This is a genomic window from Enterococcus moraviensis ATCC BAA-383 (assembly GCF_000407445.1).
In the GTDB taxonomy this organism is placed as follows: Bacteria; Bacillota; Bacilli; order Lactobacillales; family Enterococcaceae; genus Enterococcus_L; species Enterococcus_L moraviensis.
Window position 1 is genome coordinate 1,211,426 of sequence record NZ_ASWB01000001.1, and the last position, 16,668, is coordinate 1,228,093.

At 34.7% G+C, this 16,668-nt stretch carries 15 protein-coding genes; all 15 read right to left on the reverse strand.

What is annotated here, in order from left to right:
- Positions 1–35: 35 nt before the first annotated feature.
- The 15 genes from I586_RS05685 to I586_RS05755 all read right to left on the reverse strand — a co-directional run bounded on the left by I586_RS05685 (position 36) and on the right by I586_RS05755 (position 16,558).
- Positions 36–2,180, reverse strand: coding sequence for a glycosyltransferase family 2 protein (locus I586_RS05685; protein ID WP_010764116.1), 2,145 nt, complete (start codon positions 2,178–2,180; stop codon positions 36–38).
- 32 nt (positions 2,181–2,212) lie between these two features.
- Positions 2,213–5,356, reverse strand: coding sequence for a glycosyltransferase (locus I586_RS05690; protein ID WP_010764115.1), 3,144 nt, complete (start codon positions 5,354–5,356; stop codon positions 2,213–2,215).
- Positions 5,346–6,563 carry an ABC transporter ATP-binding protein gene (locus tag I586_RS05695; protein WP_010764114.1) on the reverse strand — a complete coding sequence of 406 codons (1,218 nt, stop codon included), beginning with the start codon at positions 6,561–6,563 and terminating at the stop codon, positions 5,346–5,348. The genes I586_RS05690 and I586_RS05695 overlap by 11 nt, the downstream gene beginning before the upstream one ends.
- A gap of 59 nt (positions 6,564–6,622) precedes the next feature.
- Positions 6,623–7,417 (reverse strand): ABC transporter permease, encoded by a 795-nt coding sequence (locus I586_RS05700; RefSeq protein ID WP_010764113.1) that lies wholly within the window; start codon positions 7,415–7,417, stop codon positions 6,623–6,625.
- A 151-nt stretch (positions 7,418–7,568) separates the two neighbouring features.
- The gene (locus I586_RS05705) at positions 7,569–7,913 is read right to left on the reverse strand and encodes a hypothetical protein (RefSeq protein WP_010764112.1); all 345 of its coding nucleotides are present in this window, start codon (positions 7,911–7,913) and stop codon (positions 7,569–7,571) included.
- Complete coding sequence (locus tag I586_RS05710; RefSeq protein WP_010764111.1) at positions 7,913–8,254, reverse strand: DUF2304 domain-containing protein; 342 nt, start codon at positions 8,252–8,254, stop codon at positions 7,913–7,915. The genes I586_RS05705 and I586_RS05710 overlap by 1 nt, the downstream gene beginning before the upstream one ends.
- On the reverse strand, positions 8,254–8,982 hold the full coding sequence (locus I586_RS05715) for a glycosyltransferase family 2 protein (protein WP_010764110.1): 729 nt from the start codon (positions 8,980–8,982) through the stop codon (positions 8,254–8,256). Before I586_RS05715 ends, I586_RS05710 begins: the two co-directional genes overlap by 1 nt.
- 20 nt (positions 8,983–9,002) lie before the next feature.
- Positions 9,003–10,526 carry a DUF2142 domain-containing protein gene (locus tag I586_RS05720; protein ID WP_010764109.1) on the reverse strand — a complete coding sequence of 508 codons (1,524 nt, stop codon included), beginning with the start codon at positions 10,524–10,526 and terminating at the stop codon, positions 9,003–9,005.
- Between the two features lie 13 nt (positions 10,527–10,539).
- Positions 10,540–11,382 (reverse strand): dTDP-4-dehydrorhamnose reductase, encoded by an 843-nt coding sequence (gene rfbD / locus I586_RS05725; RefSeq protein WP_010764108.1) that lies wholly within the window; start codon positions 11,380–11,382, stop codon positions 10,540–10,542.
- A gap of 211 nt (positions 11,383–11,593) precedes the next feature.
- Positions 11,594–12,622 carry a dTDP-glucose 4,6-dehydratase gene (gene rfbB, locus I586_RS05730; RefSeq protein ID WP_010764107.1) on the reverse strand — a complete coding sequence of 343 codons (1,029 nt, stop codon included), beginning with the start codon at positions 12,620–12,622 and terminating at the stop codon, positions 11,594–11,596.
- Positions 12,623–12,646: 24 nt separating this feature from the next.
- Positions 12,647–13,219, reverse strand: a complete 573-nt coding sequence (gene rfbC, locus I586_RS05735) for a dTDP-4-dehydrorhamnose 3,5-epimerase (protein WP_010764106.1) — start codon at positions 13,217–13,219, stop codon at positions 12,647–12,649.
- Positions 13,220–13,230: 11 nt separating this feature from the next.
- Positions 13,231–14,100, reverse strand: coding sequence for a glucose-1-phosphate thymidylyltransferase RfbA (rfbA, locus tag I586_RS05740; RefSeq protein WP_010764105.1), 870 nt, complete (start codon positions 14,098–14,100; stop codon positions 13,231–13,233).
- Positions 14,101–14,228: 128 nt separating this feature from the next.
- Positions 14,229–14,942, reverse strand: coding sequence for a glycosyltransferase family 2 protein (locus tag I586_RS05745; protein WP_010764104.1), 714 nt, complete (start codon positions 14,940–14,942; stop codon positions 14,229–14,231).
- Entirely contained in the window at positions 14,943–15,776 is an 834-nt protein-coding gene (locus tag I586_RS05750) for a glycosyltransferase (RefSeq protein WP_010764103.1), read from the reverse strand. It abuts the gene before it with no gap.
- Entirely contained in the window at positions 15,776–16,558 is a 783-nt protein-coding gene (locus I586_RS05755) for a glycosyltransferase family 2 protein (protein WP_010764102.1), read from the reverse strand. Before I586_RS05755 ends, I586_RS05750 begins: the two co-directional genes overlap by 1 nt.
- Positions 16,559–16,668: the final 110 nt, after the last annotated feature.

The window sequence follows — 16,668 nt, forward strand, 5'->3', positions numbered from 1 at the left end:
TCCATTTCATCGACCTACACATTATTTTCCTGTCCTTAATCTCTATATGAAAAATTAGGGATTTCTCTTGTAAGATTAGGATTATAAAATGGATCATCTTCGATCAGTGTCGACCATTTATGTTCCATCATCGCTTTTTCTTTTTCAAAGCGTTTTTTCTTTTTGCCTTTATCATCGTAACCTCTTGTTTGAGATTCAAAATGGTAAAGTTCTGCTTCATGAAGCCAAACATTGTCTCGACCTAGTTCTTTCACCTTTAAGCATAGATCCACATCATTAAAAGCAACTGTAAAATCTTCATCAAACCCTGAAACAGCATCGAAATCTTGTTTTTTCATCAAAAGGCAAGCTGCTGTTACAGCTAAATAATCAACATTCAAGGCCAATTTCCCAAAATAACCTAAATCTCCATGAGGATAGCCGTAATGACCATGTCCAGCAATGCCGCCTAATCCTAAAATCACACCTGCGTGTTGGATTGTATTATTTGGATACAATAATTTCGCCCCTACACACCCAATTCGTTCTTGTTGACCAAATGAAACCATCAATTTTAACCAGTCAGCATTGATTACTTCGGTGTCATTGTTTAAGAATAAGAGATAGTTCCCCTTGGCCTCTTTGGCTGCAATATTATTGATTTTAGAGAAATTAAACGGAATATCGATTACGACTACACGGAAACGCTCATTCAGTTGTTGTGCAAAGCTATCATACAGTTCTTTCATCTTTTCATCTGTACTACCATTGTCTGCAATAATAATTTCATAATTTTTATATGTTGTTTTTTCAATGATCGACGAAACACAACGTTTAACATCCTTATAGCCATTTTTAGTTGGAATAATGATTGAGACTAAGTCTTCTGACTCGATATCATAGTAAACATCATATAAACCATTTGCTCGACCGTGTGTTGCATGACCTTTGATTTCTCGACGGACTAAAGCATCTTGAACCGCTCTTAGTCCCGCTTCAAAAGCATACCCTTTTGAAGACTGATCCACTGCGGTTGAAGTCGGTAGCATACGCCAGTGATATAACACTTTAGCAATATGCTTGATTCTGTCACTCGTTGTCTTTTCAGTAAATCGAAGGACTAAATCATAATCTTGCGACCCTTCATACCCTTTTCTAAATCCACCGATTTCTTCAAGAATCGTCTTACGGTAAACACCTAGATGAGAAATATAATTTGTTCCTAATAATAGATCTGGGGACCAATCTGGCTTGAAAGACGGATCAGAACGATTGCCTTCCATATCGATTTTATCCTCATCACTATAAATCAAGTCTAGCTCTGGGTTTTCATTCAACGCTTTAACCACTTCATAAAAAGCGATTCTCGGTAATTCATCGTCATTATCTAGTAACGCAACAAATTCTCCTGTAGCTAACGCTAACGCAGAGTTTGTTGCTTCACTGATATGTCCATTTTCTGGTCTAAAAAATACGTTGATTCGTTCATCTAAATTACTATACTCAGTCAATAGTTCTTTTACTCTTAGATCTGTTGAAGCATCATCTGCCATACATAATTCCCAATTTTGGTAGTCTTGAATCAAAATAGAATCAATACAACGGCGTAGCCATTTTTCTTCTACATTGTAAACTGGCATAGCAATTGAAATTTTAGGTTGGTATTGAAACCCAGCAATTTCAGCTTTGATTTGCTCAAAGTCAAAGTGCTCATTTCTTTCCAACCAGCTTGGATAAGAAGATTGATTTCTGATTTTTTCGATTTTAACCCGTTGGATTGTACTTTTGATTCCATTTCTTTTTAGGTAACTGATGCCTTTATGTACTTTTATCATCAATCTTGCCATCTTATCTTCCGTACCAGGGATCAAGGGGTGTTTTTTCCCTAAATCGATCCATTCTGATTCACTAGATTGTCCGTCTTCTGAAATAAAACGAACTTCCAACTTATTTTTCTTTTGGATGCCTTCTAACTGAATGGAAAAACCTGCTAAAACATCGGAATCAACCTCATAAATTTGGTTGACATCTTCTCTTAAAACACGTTTTATATCGTAAGATGAAACTTGCTCTTGATTGTCGATCGAAATAACTGGTGAGGACTTTGAATCTGTATTCAAAGCCCAGCCAGTTATCGTTAAGTTGTTGGTTTGTTTCTCTCGATAGATACTATCAATAATGATTTTTATCTCATCGTTCATGTTTTGCTCTCCTTATAATCAAAGGTTTTAGTTTACTGACGTTTTGGATTTTTATAAACGTCGATCAAGTCTTGTTCTGACCATTTATCAGTCAACAACTTGAAGTTGCCTTTTTTATCAAGATTTTGAATTTTTTCTTCTGCTTTAAAGATTGCATAAGAACAATAGACAATCTTTTTATCTAGTTGTTTCGCAATTTTCAACGATAAATCCACGCCCATTAAGTCTTTACCTAATTCTTCACTAATACCAGAAACAGCAAGATAATCCGCTTTTCTAAAAATCATACAGCTTTCTGAAACAGCTTGAACATTTCTTGGTAAAGCAATGCGGTAATAATAGCCTAAACTCTTACCTGGTGTACCTTGTTCTGGATACACCAACCGTTTTTTCTCAGTATCGATAGAAATACCAATATTTTCGATACGGTAGCGAGAATCGACAACTCTGCCAGTCACAATCCCAGCTGTTGGCTGTTGAACCATATTCATCATCTCAACTAACCAATTGCTTTTTGTTGGTACTAAACCAGCATCTAAAAGGACAATGTATTCGCCCGTACTTGATTGAACCAATTCATCTCTTGTTTTGCCTTCGCTGTAAATTAGTTTATTACTTGTTGAATGAACGTTTTCTTTTAATTGTTTTGGTAGAACAATTTCATAATTTTCATAAATCGTTTTTTCTAATAATTTTTTCAAATAGTCATTGATATCGGCAGTGTCGTTTGTGATTATAAGTGATACTTTTGGTACAGTATCATAGATATAATTGATTTTATATGATCCGTAAAACTCTGCAATTTCAACATTCGCTTTAATATTACGGCGATCCATTGCAGCTTGTACTGCACGTTGACCTGCAACATATGCATATCCTTTACTTTCAGGATTTAAAGCAGTTGATGATTCGATTGCTCGCCAATGGTACATCATTCCTGGGATATGAGCGATATTCTCGGCGTTCTCTGTTGCACGTAAAACGAAATCATAGTCTTGAGCACCGTTAAATTCAGTCTTCAAACCACCTGTTTTTTCTAATAAAGAACGTTTCACTACTACAAAATGCGTAATGTAGTTATGATTTAAGATCAATTCTGAATTCCATTTTGATTTATAAAAGGCATTGAACCGTTTGCCACTTTCAGTCACTTTGTCTTCATCTGTATAAATGAAATCAATCGTTTGATCTTCATTCAACGCTTTGACCACTTCGTACAATGCTTGCGGTGCCAATTCATCATCGTTATCCATAAACCCAATGTAGTCACCTGTTGCAATCGTTAGTGCTGAATTTGTAGCTTCTGAAATATGACCATTTTCTTCACGGTAAATGACTTTAATGCGATCATCTGCGTCCGCATATTTTTTAAGTAGCGGTTTAATGTAATCACTTGGTGACGCATCGTCTGCTAAACACAGCTCCCAATTTTCATAATATTGATTTTGAAGTGAGGACACACATGCATCCAACCACTTTTCTTCCACATTATAAACAGGAACAGCCACAGAAATTTTAGGTTGGAATTTAAATGTTTTGATTTCTTCCAAAATTGCTGAAGAGTCTACTGGTGTCTCTAGTTGTTCTTGACGTTTGAAATACCATTTCACTGAACCGAGAAGGCCTCTTGTTTGCATTGAACGCATTGCACGTTGAATTTTATTCCCAGGTTGAACCATATTTGGTTTTTCCAGACGATATTGTAATTTACGACCATTATTAGCAGCAATGTTCAATTGATACGTCGGTTGATCTTGTGCATCCATCACTTCGATGACAAATCCATATTCTTGATCGCCTTTTAACTCAAACATATCAATAACATCTCTTCGATATTCTGTTGTTACAAGATAATCTACAGGTATTTCAGCTGATACTTTAAAATCGACTGGCAGCTTGTCTTCTTTAGAATATGCCCAACCGCGAATCACTGTTTTTTTCTCTTCGACATGACGAACGATATCATCAATATTCAGTGAAATAAGTGAATCAAATTTACTGATTGATACTTTTTTGTATTTTGCCATTTGTTTGCCACTCACCATTAATTCTGTATTTTTTGATTGATTATTTTCTGCTCGTTGTGCGATTGCATAATCGATCAATCCATGAACAGTATCAGAAAACATACCTTCATATTTATAGTCTACGGTGATCGTCATCGTTTGTCCGGCAATCTTTTTATCATTTATTTCCATTACAGGTACTTGATCATCAGAGAAGAAATATTGCTTATCTTTCTCATACACAGCATTTGTTGCACTTGGTTGGATTTCGTTTCCGTTAACCGTTAATTCTACCTTAACAACGGCACCTGTCATACTTGGGAAAATTTTTAATAATTCGATATTTTCTGGTATGTCGATCGTAAATGTTTTATTTTCGCCTGACACGTTATTAAGCTGAACATCAAATTCTTTTTGCTCTTCTTCACCACAATCATATAGGAAATGAATATTCTTTCTATAACTTGAATTGTCCGGTATAACACGAACTGGATTTTCCACCGGATGCGCAGAAAGTGCATAAAAATACTGATAGACTTCCCCAAATGGACGTGCTTTAAACGCAGCACGAATTTCCACAGGCAAGTCTTCATAGTTCGATTCAAGTTCGTTATAACCAACTTCATTGATCGTAAAATCTTCTTTGGCAATAAATAAACCAATTTCTTCAAAAAGCTTTTCAAATCCACTTTGAACGAAGAAAGACTTGTGTGTTGCATCAAGTAATCCTGTTTCACGCCAATCTAATTTATTATTGAATAGATCGATCAAAACAGAATTATGTGCAATATTTGGGAAAGTGATCAAGATTTGGCCTGCATCACTTAAAAAAGGTTTTACTTTCATCAACGCATTTTTAGGATTCATTAAATGTTCTAACACATCCGCAAAAATAATATAATCGAAGGTTTGGCCTTCAAAATGTTTCGTCCAAGCTTCCTCATCGATATTTCCGTAAAAACCATCATTAGAAAACTCACTAACATGATCATATAATTCTTTGTCTAGCTCAACGATTGCAACATAACAATTTTTTTCTTCCATCAAATATTTTGTCATTCGACCATTTCCTGGACCAAACTCTAATACTCGACTATTTTCTTTAATTTGGGCAACGATTTTACCAACACTGGTACTCTCGTCAACTTCCATTTCAAAATCATATTTCATCTTTAATAGTATCCTTCCATTCATGATCTAAAATGACGATGCCTTCTCCTGCATAGCGACCACTAATAAACATGTTCAAGTATTTCGTTTTATAGACCAAAGGTACTGTGGCGTGTTCTTCAAAGAATGCAATATCAAAATAATATTCCCCTGTTAAAAGAGACATTTTCCCATACTCTAAGTAAAAGACATTTTTGCCTTTTTCCCATGGAATTTTAACGCCATCTAACAATGTATTTAGTCCGCAAACATAGTTATTATCAACTGTCCGAATCGCGATACCACATACAGGTGATTTGATTGAATCATTTTTTACAGTATATTCTAGTTTGACAATGACCTTCTCATCTTGTGTCACTATTTCTAAAGGTTCCAACGCATGATTGAGTAAGGTTGCTTTGTCAACTTCGATAATATCAGGAACAGTTTCTTCATTTTGAATCGTTTTTTCACGGTCAACTGTTTTGATTGATTTTTTCTTCAAGAAATTTTCGTAGTTTGTTGTAACATCCATCGTATCGCCATATTCAACAACTTCTCCATTTTTCAACCAAAATGTTCGGTCGCAGAAACGACGTACAGAGTTAACATCATGAGAAACAAAAAGAATCGTTTTACCGGAATTTTTGATTTCAGTAAATTTCTCCATACATTTCAGTTGAAATTCTAAATCTCCAACTGCCAAAGCTTCATCAACAATTAAAATATCTGGATCTACATTGATCGCAACAGCAAAAGCCAAACGAACAAACATCCCGCTGGAATAAGTCTTTACAGGTTGATACAAATGATCGCCAATATCAGCAAACTTAATGACATCATCCACTCGCTCTTCCATTTCTTCTCTAGAAAAACCAAGCACCATTCCGTTTAGGAAAATATTTTCATAGCCAGAATATTCTGGGTTAAAACCTGATCCTAATTCTAATAGCGCAGAAATTTTCCCATCTATTGTCATAGAACCAGATGTTGGCGTTAAAACACCTGTAATTATTTTAAGAATCGTTGATTTACCCGAACCATTTTCTCCAACAAACCCAATCATTTCACCTTTTTCAATTTGCATCGTGACATCTTTTAATGCATAAAAAAGATCGTGATACGTCTTTTTCATTGGATTAAGCGCTTCTTTAAAACGATCAGAAGGTTTTTTATACATGTTATATGTTTTTGTTATATTCTGTATATCGATTGCATATTCTGACATTGTTTACTCTCCTTGTGTTTATCCATCACATTTCAATAGGTCTACGTACTATTTTTTTACTATAATACATCAGAAAAATGTGGTTTCAAACGTCTAAATACAGTTGAACCAATTAGCAAAAGAACGATTGTAAAGGCCCAGAAGTACAAACCATACTGCCAATGTTCCCAAAACCAAGCGCCACCAGTAAATGAATCACGATACCCTTGAATAATGTAGTAAAGTGGGTTTAATTTTAACACTTTTTCGATCCAACCTGAAGGCTGCCATAAAATAGGTAACGTCCACATAATCGTTTGCATTGCTACATTGATAAATTGCATGATATCTGGTAGAAATGGTTGTGTGGAAGAAGTGAGCCATGTTACACCTGTTAAGAAAATGATCAGACAAAATAGATAATAGATCAATTGAATACTTTGTAATGATGGATAAATACCACTTAATGAGGTAATCCCAAAACCAATCACAATAAAAAATAAATGTGTATATAAGCTTGAAAGAATTTTTGATGTTGGTAAAATCTGTACATTAAACACTACTTTTTTTACAAGATAGCTATACTCTCTAAAAACATTTGTTGCTGACAACAATGAGTCGGAGAAAAAGAACCATGGAATCAATCCTGTCACGAGATATACGATAAAAGGGTATTCTTCATTAGCCCCTTGTTGTCGTATTTGCGAAAAAACAAACCAGTAAGTCAAAACGGTCACCAAAGGCGTAATGAATGCCCAGATGATCCCCAACGCTGAACCTGCATATTTTGATTTAAAATCATTAAACGAAAACTGGATCAATAGTTTTCTATTTTCAAAAATATTTTTAAAAATGGATAGTGTTTCTCGTATCATTGACTCTGTTCCTTTCCTATTTCCATCGCTTTTAAATTTATACTTAAAATGAGTTGCATAACATTACTAGTTTAAAGAATATGCGCTCTTTTTTCAAGTTATGTAAGTATTTTCTTAATAATTAAGGAGAAAAAGCCCATTTAGCGGGCTTTTACTTTGCTAATTGAATAATCACGATTCCTAAAATAATGACACCTGTTCCAATTACAGTTCCAAGTGACACTTGTTCTTGTAAAATGAGCTTAGAGCCAATTAAAACAGCAATATTAGTAAACGCGACACCCATCGGAACGATATACGATACTTCTGATTTACTAATGATAACCATCCATAATACAAAACTAAACATATAGCATAAAAAGCCAATGATTGTTGTGAAAGACATTGAAAAAGAAAAAACCGCATTCGTAATCTGAATTGAATTCGCTTGAGAACCTAACTTGACTAAAATCAAACCTGAAGTCGATAAAACGACGTATATTAAGAATAAGAACATTATTTTTTCTCCTTTTTATCTTTCAACATTGAAAGTTCTTGAATTAATAATTTTAGTTGATTTTGCTGTTTCGAAAGCAATGCTGAGTTTTTGATTTCAATAAACAGCAAAACGAAAATAGCTGCAATCAACAAAAAATTAGACGTTGTTTCAAATCCTAATTTTTTACCTAGCCATTCTGGCAATTTAGGAAAAATAGCACACAGAACTAAGCTAGCTGATATAAATAACCACCTAATAGCGTTTTTTAATAAGAAGATATTCTTATTGACCGAACGGATAATATAAACAAAAAAGAGCAATGAGAAGAGCAATAATTCTATTCTTAAAACCGCACTCATTAATCTCCCTCCCGCATAAAACCTGACACGATGATTGCAATACTTACTTCAAACATGTATTTAACTGAAGTAAATGAACGAATCGATGATTGACCACCAGAACGTTCCATCATATTAACTGCAACTTCCTTAATTCTAAATTTCTTTTTAAGTAAATGAACCGTCGATTCTGGTTCAGGATAACTAGTCGGGTATTTTTTTGAAAAATAAGTGATGATTTCTTTATTACAAGCGCGGTATCCTGAAGTTACATCATATATTTTTGTTCTTGATGAAAGGTAAATCAAGAACGACAAAATCTTAATTCCAACACGTCGCATGAAGGTCGTTTGAAACGCGGCTTTTTGATTTGGTAAAAATCTTGAACCAATAACAAAATCTGCTTCATTTTTGATGATTGGTTGAACAACAGAATCTAAGCTGTGGATGTCATGCTGTCCATCTCCATCAAACTGAACAGCAATGTCATATCCATTTTCTTCAGCATATCTATACCCTGTTTGAACGGCTCCACCTATCCCAAGATTTGCGACTAGCTGGACAGAATTGATTTCATTTTCATCTAAAATAGCTTGTGTACCGTCTGTTGAGCCATCATTGATCACAACGTAATCAACCGTATAAGAATAACGATGGCTATTTTCTTTTTTAAACGTTTCAATAGACAATATCGTATTTAAAATATTTTCCTCTTCATTGTATGCAGGTATAATCAATAATATTTTCAATTCATTTTACTCCTTTATAATCAGCCTCTATAATAATTTCCTAAAGTGAGTAATATCATTGTCATTAAGAAATACGTTGCTATAGATAAAACCCAAATATTTTGCGCATATTCTGACTTTTTCATCCATTCTTTTTGTTCAGTCAATTCTGTTTGAGGATAAAAAAGCTTCGAACTGTTTACAAATATTGGTAACAAGACAAGTAAACCAATATAATATCGTCCTTGCACTCCTTCTACTACCCCAAGCCCTACAGGTGTCCAGGTTAAATACTGACTTAAATTAATGGCAAAAATAATCCCCAACATAACAACTGCAGCACCGAAAGAATTCAAATGATTTTTTGCTTTTATCTCCAATGGATAAAAGACAAATAATCCTCCAATATATACCAAATACATAAACGCAATGTGTGGTGATCCATAAGAAAACCAACCAAATGTAAATAATTCCAAGTACTTACTTATTGAATCGACTATACCAGAAAACATTAACTTGATTGCTGTAGGAATATTATGCGCCATAAATTTCAACTGTTCTGTCGGATCTTTTTCTGCTACTCTATTTGCTGGTGTAAATGTTGTAAAATAATAATACCAAAGTAACGCTATTATTGCCGCTGCAACGACAGCACCTATCGCAAATAAGTATGTTTTTTTATTTTTATATTGACTCGGTTTAATAAAGAGCAAGATTCCTGCTAACATCACGTAAGGTAATTTACAAGTAGCTAAAATACAACATAAGAGGACAAACAGACCTATTTCCTTCGCTTCAATTTTTGAGTCATCCGTAATAAAATTAATAAATAGAGATAATGCTAAGAAAACTAATCCGTACGAAACACCGTCTTGATTATAGGAAGCCGCTAAATAAACCACCATCGGTAACGTGGCAACCACTGCCATTGGAACCTTAAACTTTTTAACATTCTTTATTGCAAAATAAGATAAAATAGCGTAAACAATCAAATTGACCAATCTGCCTAAATAAAAGCTCCAATACAGATTGATATTCATGATTCTCCCTAATGACCAACCAATTGCTTGTGGAACATAACTAATAAACGAATAAGTTGCAGTAAGTGAAATAATCGTTTCTCGATTTTGTTTTTGTGAATGTTTCTGTTTTTTTAGATCATTATGGTAATTATGATGGACTCGATCTAAAACAACTTTAAAATCCTTAGAAATTTTTAATTCGTCTGCCTGATCACTCATCCCAAAATGCCCTTCTGATAAATACACGGCTCTTGAAAAATGAGCGTGTTCATCTGGCGTATCTAGAACTGGTGTGATAAAGGTAAACAATGTGCCCATCAGCACAATAATCCCAAAAGTACTTTTAGCTAAATTTTTACCAATTAATAAGATGCCTAAAATACTAAATAAACCTGTCAATAATATAATCTTTTTAGGGATACCAGAAAACTGAAAAAAATAGAGTGTAAACACTGTGAAAATTATAAGCAGTGCTACTAAATACTTCCATCTTTCTTTTAAGGCTACCATGAACCACCCTGAAAATTTTTTCCCCAAAGCCAACTTTTTCGTCCCCCTATTTTTCGATACTACTTAACATATCATCCAACGCTTTTTCCCAAGTCGGAATTTCAAATCCTAGTGCTTTCGTCTTACTAAGATCCATCACGGAATATTTAGGTCGGGTAGCTTTTTGTGGGAACTTGCTAGAATCTACAGGTAAAATTTCTGTCGTGCTATTTTTTAAGATTTCTTTTGCAAACTGATACCAGTTACAACTATTGTCATTTGATAAATGATAGATACCATAAGGTGCTTTTTCATTTATAACAAAAACCATAAATTCAGCTAATGTTCTTGTCCACGTTGGACGGCCAAATTGGTCATCAACGACTGTTAATTGATCGCGTGTTTCAGCAAGTTTTTGCATTGTGAATACGAAATTGTGGCCATACTGTCCAAACACCCATGATGTACGGATAATATAATATTTTTCCATAATTTCTTGTACAATCTGTTCACCCAATAATTTTGTACGGCCGTATTCATTTTGTGGATTCGTTTGATCATCCGTCTTATACATATCATCCTTTTTAGTACCATCAAAAACATAATCTGTACTAATATAAACCAGCGTAGCACCCACTGCTTTTGCCGCCTCCGCTACATTGCGTGTACCATCGACATTAATTTTTTCGTCCAGTTCTTTTCCTTCGTCTTCTGCCTTATCCACAGCCGTATAAGCTGCACAGTGATAAATCACTTCAGGTTTTAAGTTTACGATAAATGCCATCGTTTTTTCCGCATCTGTAATGTCCAATTCTTTTGAATCTGTGGAAACATATTCCACGCCTTGTTCATCTAACAAATGACGTAACTCCGTGCCAAGTTGTCCATTACCGCCAGTTAAAAGTATCATGTTTATTTCCTCCTTGAATGAAAAGAAGCAAGACAAAAAATCGATGAAGAAATCCTATCATTTTTCTTCTGTCTCGCGCCTGATTCGCATTTAGAGCGTGGAGCAAAACCAATTTTTAGTTTTGTTCCACGCTCAACAACTCATTATTTTAATCATACTCGGTTAAAATCTGATCCAACTGCTTCTCTAGATCCCAAGCAACAAGCATGATTTATTGACCGTTTTTCGCATAGTTGGCTTCAACAGCTGCTTTATCAGCTTCCCACCAATCTGAATTTTCTGTATACCATTTTATTGTGTCCGCTAATCCATCATGAAAATTAGTAAATTCAGGTGTCCAACCTAATTCTTCACGTAATTTTGATGAATCAATTGCATAACGTAAATCATGGCCTGGGCGATCATTTACATGCTCGTAAGCATCTTTTGGTTGGCCCATTAATTCTAATATCAATTCCATTACGGTTTTATTATCTTCTTCTCCATCAGCGCCAATCAAGTAAGTCTGACCAAGTTCACCCTTAGTTAGAATCGTCCAAACAGCTGAAGAGTGGTCATTTGTATGAATCCAGTCTCTAACGTTTTTCCCTGCGCCATATAATTTAGGTGTGATTCCGCTCAAAACATTCGTGATTTGACGTGGAATAAATTTTTCGATGTGTTGATATGGACCATAGTTATTCGAACAATTGGAAATGGTTGCTTTTAGTCCAAATGAGCGGCCCCAAGCTTTTACTAATAAATCTGATCCAGCTTTTGTTGAAGAGTATGGGCTAGATGGATTGTACGGCGTTTCTGCCGTAAATTTCTCTCCTGCACCTTCACCATGTCCTGGCAAGTCTTCACGCAATGGTAAATCGCCGTAAACTTCATCTGTTGACACATGGTGATAACGTACATCGTTTTTACGACAAGCTTCGATGAGCGTGTAAGTACCAATAATGTTTGTTTGTACAAATGGAAATGGATCATTCAACGAATTATCATTATGAGATTCCGCCGCGTAATGAACCACTGCATCTGTTTTTTGAACTAAACGGTCGACTAATTCAGCATCAGCAATATCACCAACAACTAACTCAACTCGATCTGTTGGTAGTCCTTCAAGATTTTTTTTATTTCCTGCATAGGTTAATTTATCTAATACAGTTACATGAACTTCTGGATGGTTGTTCACTACATAGTGAACAAAGTTTGATCCGATGAAGCCAGCTCCACCAGTAACAATGATGTTTTTCATCTTCAAGATCTCTCCTAAATTCCCTTAGATTTCACCATAAACAAAAGGATTTTCAGCTTCAAATTCCTTTAATGTTGGGTGATTTTTATCTTTTTCAGACGTAATTGCTTTTTTAATATCAATTGGCCAGTCGATCGCTAAATTCGGATCGTCAAAAGCAATGCCACCGTCTGCAGCAGCATTATAGTAATTATCACATTTATACATAAAGTTAACGTTTGGTGTCAAGGTTACAAAACCATGTGCATAGCCTTTAGGGACTAACAATTGACGATGATTGTGTTCTGATAAAATATAGCCTTCCCACTGTCCATATGTCGGACTGCCTTTACGAATATCCACAATCACATCCAAAACAGCACCCGTTACAACACGAATTAGTTTCGTTTGAGCTGCCTCACCTTTTTGAAAATGTAATCCACGTAATACACCTGCTTCACTTGAAAGAGAATGATTATCTTGCACAAAATCAAAATCTAATCCTTGTGCTGCAAATTTCTCTTTCGAATAACTTTCAGTAAAGAAACCACGGTGATCACCAAAAACGTCCATCTCAATGATCTTTACATCTTGTAATTTTGTGTCAATAACGTTCATTCTATTCGCCCCTAATCTGTTTCTGCCAATCGTAATAAGTATTGTCCATAACCATTTTTTTTCAATGGCTGTGCTAATTCAATTAACTGCTCTCTTGTGATATAGCCCATTCTATAGGCAATTTCTTCCAAACAAGCTACTTTTAAATTTTGGCGTTTCTCAATCGTTTCAATAAAAGTCGAAGCTTCTAAAAGTGATTCATGGGTACCAGTATCTAACCATGCAAAGCCACGTCCCATCACTTCAACGGATAATTTATTTTTTTCCAAATACACTTTATTGACATCTGTGATCTCTAATTCACCACGGTCTGAAGGTTCGATATTTTTCGCTATTTCGATAACGTCATTGTCATAAAAATACAAACCAGTCACTGCGTAATTAGATTTTGGTTTCTCAGGTTTTTCTTCAATCGAAAGAGCTTGCATTTGGTTGTCAAACTCAACCACACCAAAACGTTCAGGATCATTGACATGGTAGCCAAAAACAGTAGCTCCATTGTCTTTCGATGCTGCGCGTTGCAACATGTTAGATAAGCCGCCGCCATAATAAATATTGTCACCTAAAACTAAACATACACTATCATCACCAATGAATTCTTCACCAATAATAAATGCTTGCGCTAAACCATCTGGACTTTCTTGAACAGCATATTCAATATGAATCCCTAGGTCTTTACCATCACCAAATAAACTTTCAAAACGAGGTGTGTCATCTGGTGTTGAAATAATCAAAATTTCCTTGATCCCAGCTAACATCAATGTCGACATTGGGTAATAGATCATTGGTTTGTCATAGATAGGCATTAATTGTTTTGATGTAGCTTTAGTTAACGGATATAGTCTGGTTCCACTTCCTCCAGCTAAGATGATCCCTTTCATGAAAAAACTCCTTATACTAATTTATTTTATTGTTATTTACGAACATCACTAAATGCTATTATTGCATTATTAGCTATGATTGTCATGTATTTTAAGAATATTTTACAAAACTGTAAAGTAGTCGTTTTTTACGAATTAAAAAAAATTCTTTTGAACAGCACAAAACTAATTGCCAAACGCCATTTAAGTTGTTGATAAAAACTCGCTTTTGTGTTTATTTCACTCGCATTGTTGTTATGTCGGCGATACAATGTCAGCTCTTTTGGAATCAATGCACTTTTGTTTCTATAAGCGGCTATCAAGCCTATCCACATATCATGCATCGGAACTTTAGCCGGTATTGGCAGTATTCTTGCTTTTAACCGACTGCGAAAAGCCATACCAGCACCAATATATTTATTTTTCACGATGTTGTGAAAAAAGCCTAGTTTTACGTTTCGATACTCAAAATAAGAAGGTTCAATCACGTCCAACTGTTCATTTACAATGACTAAATCACTGATAATTAAATCAATTTTAGGATGCGCCTTGAAAAAATCCAAGTTTGTTTGAACTTTTTCGGGTAACCAAACATCATCTTGATCTGCTAAAAATATGAATTCTCCCTGAGTTTGATTGATAGCAAACTCAAAATTCGCAATCACACCTTTACCAGGGCCTTTATATACTTTTATCCGAGAATCGTTTGCTGCATAGCGCTTTATTATTTCCATTGTCGTATCTTTAGAGCCATCGTCTGATATAATCAACTCATCTTGAGCAGTTAATTGAGGGATTATACTATCAAGTTGTTCTTTTAAATACTTTTCTCCATTATAGGTTGCAATACAAACTGAGATCATTTATTTTCCTTTCATTAAGGATCGATATTCTACTAATGTCCGTCGCCAAATTTTGCGGTTTTTTACACGCAAAAATTGTTTGATCGTCCTTAAAATCAACTGCCTTTTATGACTATAAAATTTATCTTGATCATATTTCTGATAAAACAACGTTTCACCACGAATAATCGATTCGTATCGTTCACTACTGATCGTTTGGTAGTCTAACACCGATAAATCATGTTCCAGCTGATAGTCTACAACACTGATTTTTTTGTTCAATCGATGAATCTCCCAGAAAAGCCAATGATCCAAAAAATCCAAAGGAAAGTCCAAATTAAACGAACCAATGCTAGTAAGTGTGGTCTTTGGAAGCACTGTGCCAGAATTGATACTCATGATTCTTTCAGAATACGTACCTACTTTTGGTAACTCAGACTGACGCCCAACATATTTATCAGAAAACAAAGGGGAGATTTGTCTACCATGTGAATGAACGATTGGCACATACGCACCGATGTCTTCAGCTAATTTCAAACTACAGAGCATTTCAAGATATGCTTCCTCTACCAATGTATCTTGATCGAGTAATAGCATTAGTTCTCCTTGAACTTCTGCAAGATATTGAGCTCCTGCATTGTACGCTCTAGCTAGACCAGGATTAGTTTCATCATGTACATAATAAACATTTTCCTTATGAAACAATTCATCCTCTTGCGCTTTTTGACTATTATCATAAATGAACAAATAAACTGGTCTTTGTTCATTTATGATTTTTTTTAGGTACTCATAACTTGGCGTTTTAGAGAATTTAGTTTGATACAAAACGATTGTAATAACCAATGTATTCTCCACTAGAAAAACCTCCAACCCCATTTGTTAAAAAACTTCACCATCGATTGTAAAAAAATTTTAAATAATTGCTTGTTTTTATGGGCCCCTTTTTCATATAAATGAGTCACCGTTTCAAAAGGAGTATACAAAATTTTATAGCCGGCTTTTCCAAAACTCAAACACAGATCGTTATCTTCAAAATACATAAAGAAACGTTCATCAAAACCGTCAATCTCCTTAAACTTGTCAACATCGATCACCATAAAACAACCTGACCCCATTTTTATATAGGACGTTTGATCATCTGGTAAATCGCGACATTCATAATAACTTAGACGTTTATCAAATAACTTTTTAACTGATTTGAATGGAACAAACCGCAACATATAATCAAAAACGTCCAACTTTTGACGAACTAAGTATTGTGTACTTCCATCCGTATTGAGAACTTTTGGGCAAACAGCAGCTAGTTGATCATTTTCTTGCATCCGACGAATCATCTCATCTAGTGTCGCTTTCGTAAGTAAAACATCCGGATTAAAAATAACCGCATAACGCGTATCGATCTTTTTTAGTACTTGATTATGCCCATAACCAAAGCCCTTATTTTCCTTAGACTTATGTAATGAGATAAAGGTACCGTAGCTTTCCAGTTTCTCTATATAACTTTGTTCAGAAGCATTATCAAATATATGTATATCATAATTTGATTCCAAACCTAATTCATTTTTTAAATTATTCAGCACATCAAAAATATGACGGCTATTGTGAGTAACAATGGAAATTGTTATTCTATCATTCATATTTTTGCACCCCATTTAAATTAAGATGAATCAAGCCAAACTATTCAGCTTAGCTTCACCTAAAGTGAAGTATTCCCTGCCTAATTTTTTTACAGTAATGACGTCTGTCA

Coding starts and splice junctions, on each gene's coding strand:
- I586_RS05685 (WP_010764116.1), bottom strand. CDS start 2,180: ATGAACGATGAGATAAAAATCATTATTGATAGTATCTATCGAGAGAAA.
- I586_RS05690 (WP_010764115.1), bottom strand. CDS start 5,356: ATGAAATATGATTTTGAAATGGAAGTTGACGAGAGTACCAGTGTTGGT.
- I586_RS05695 (WP_010764114.1), bottom strand. CDS start 6,563: ATGTCAGAATATGCAATCGATATACAGAATATAACAAAAACATATAAC.
- I586_RS05700 (WP_010764113.1), bottom strand. CDS start 7,417: ATGATACGAGAAACACTATCCATTTTTAAAAATATTTTTGAAAATAGA.
- I586_RS05705 (WP_010764112.1), bottom strand. CDS start 7,913: ATGTTCTTATTCTTAATATACGTCGTTTTATCGACTTCAGGTTTGATT.
- I586_RS05710 (WP_010764111.1), bottom strand. CDS start 8,254: ATGAGTGCGGTTTTAAGAATAGAATTATTGCTCTTCTCATTGCTCTTT.
- rfbD (WP_010764108.1), bottom strand. CDS start 11,382: ATGATACTTTTAACTGGCGGTAATGGACAACTTGGCACGGAGTTACGT.
- rfbB (WP_010764107.1), bottom strand. CDS start 12,622: ATGAAAAACATCATTGTTACTGGTGGAGCTGGCTTCATCGGATCAAAC.
- rfbC (WP_010764106.1), bottom strand. CDS start 13,219: ATGAACGTTATTGACACAAAATTACAAGATGTAAAGATCATTGAGATG.
- rfbA (WP_010764105.1), bottom strand. CDS start 14,100: ATGAAAGGGATCATCTTAGCTGGAGGAAGTGGAACCAGACTATATCCG.
- I586_RS05745 (WP_010764104.1), bottom strand. CDS start 14,942: ATGATCTCAGTTTGTATTGCAACCTATAATGGAGAAAAGTATTTAAAA.
- I586_RS05755 (WP_010764102.1), bottom strand. CDS start 16,558: ATGAATGATAGAATAACAATTTCCATTGTTACTCACAATAGCCGTCAT.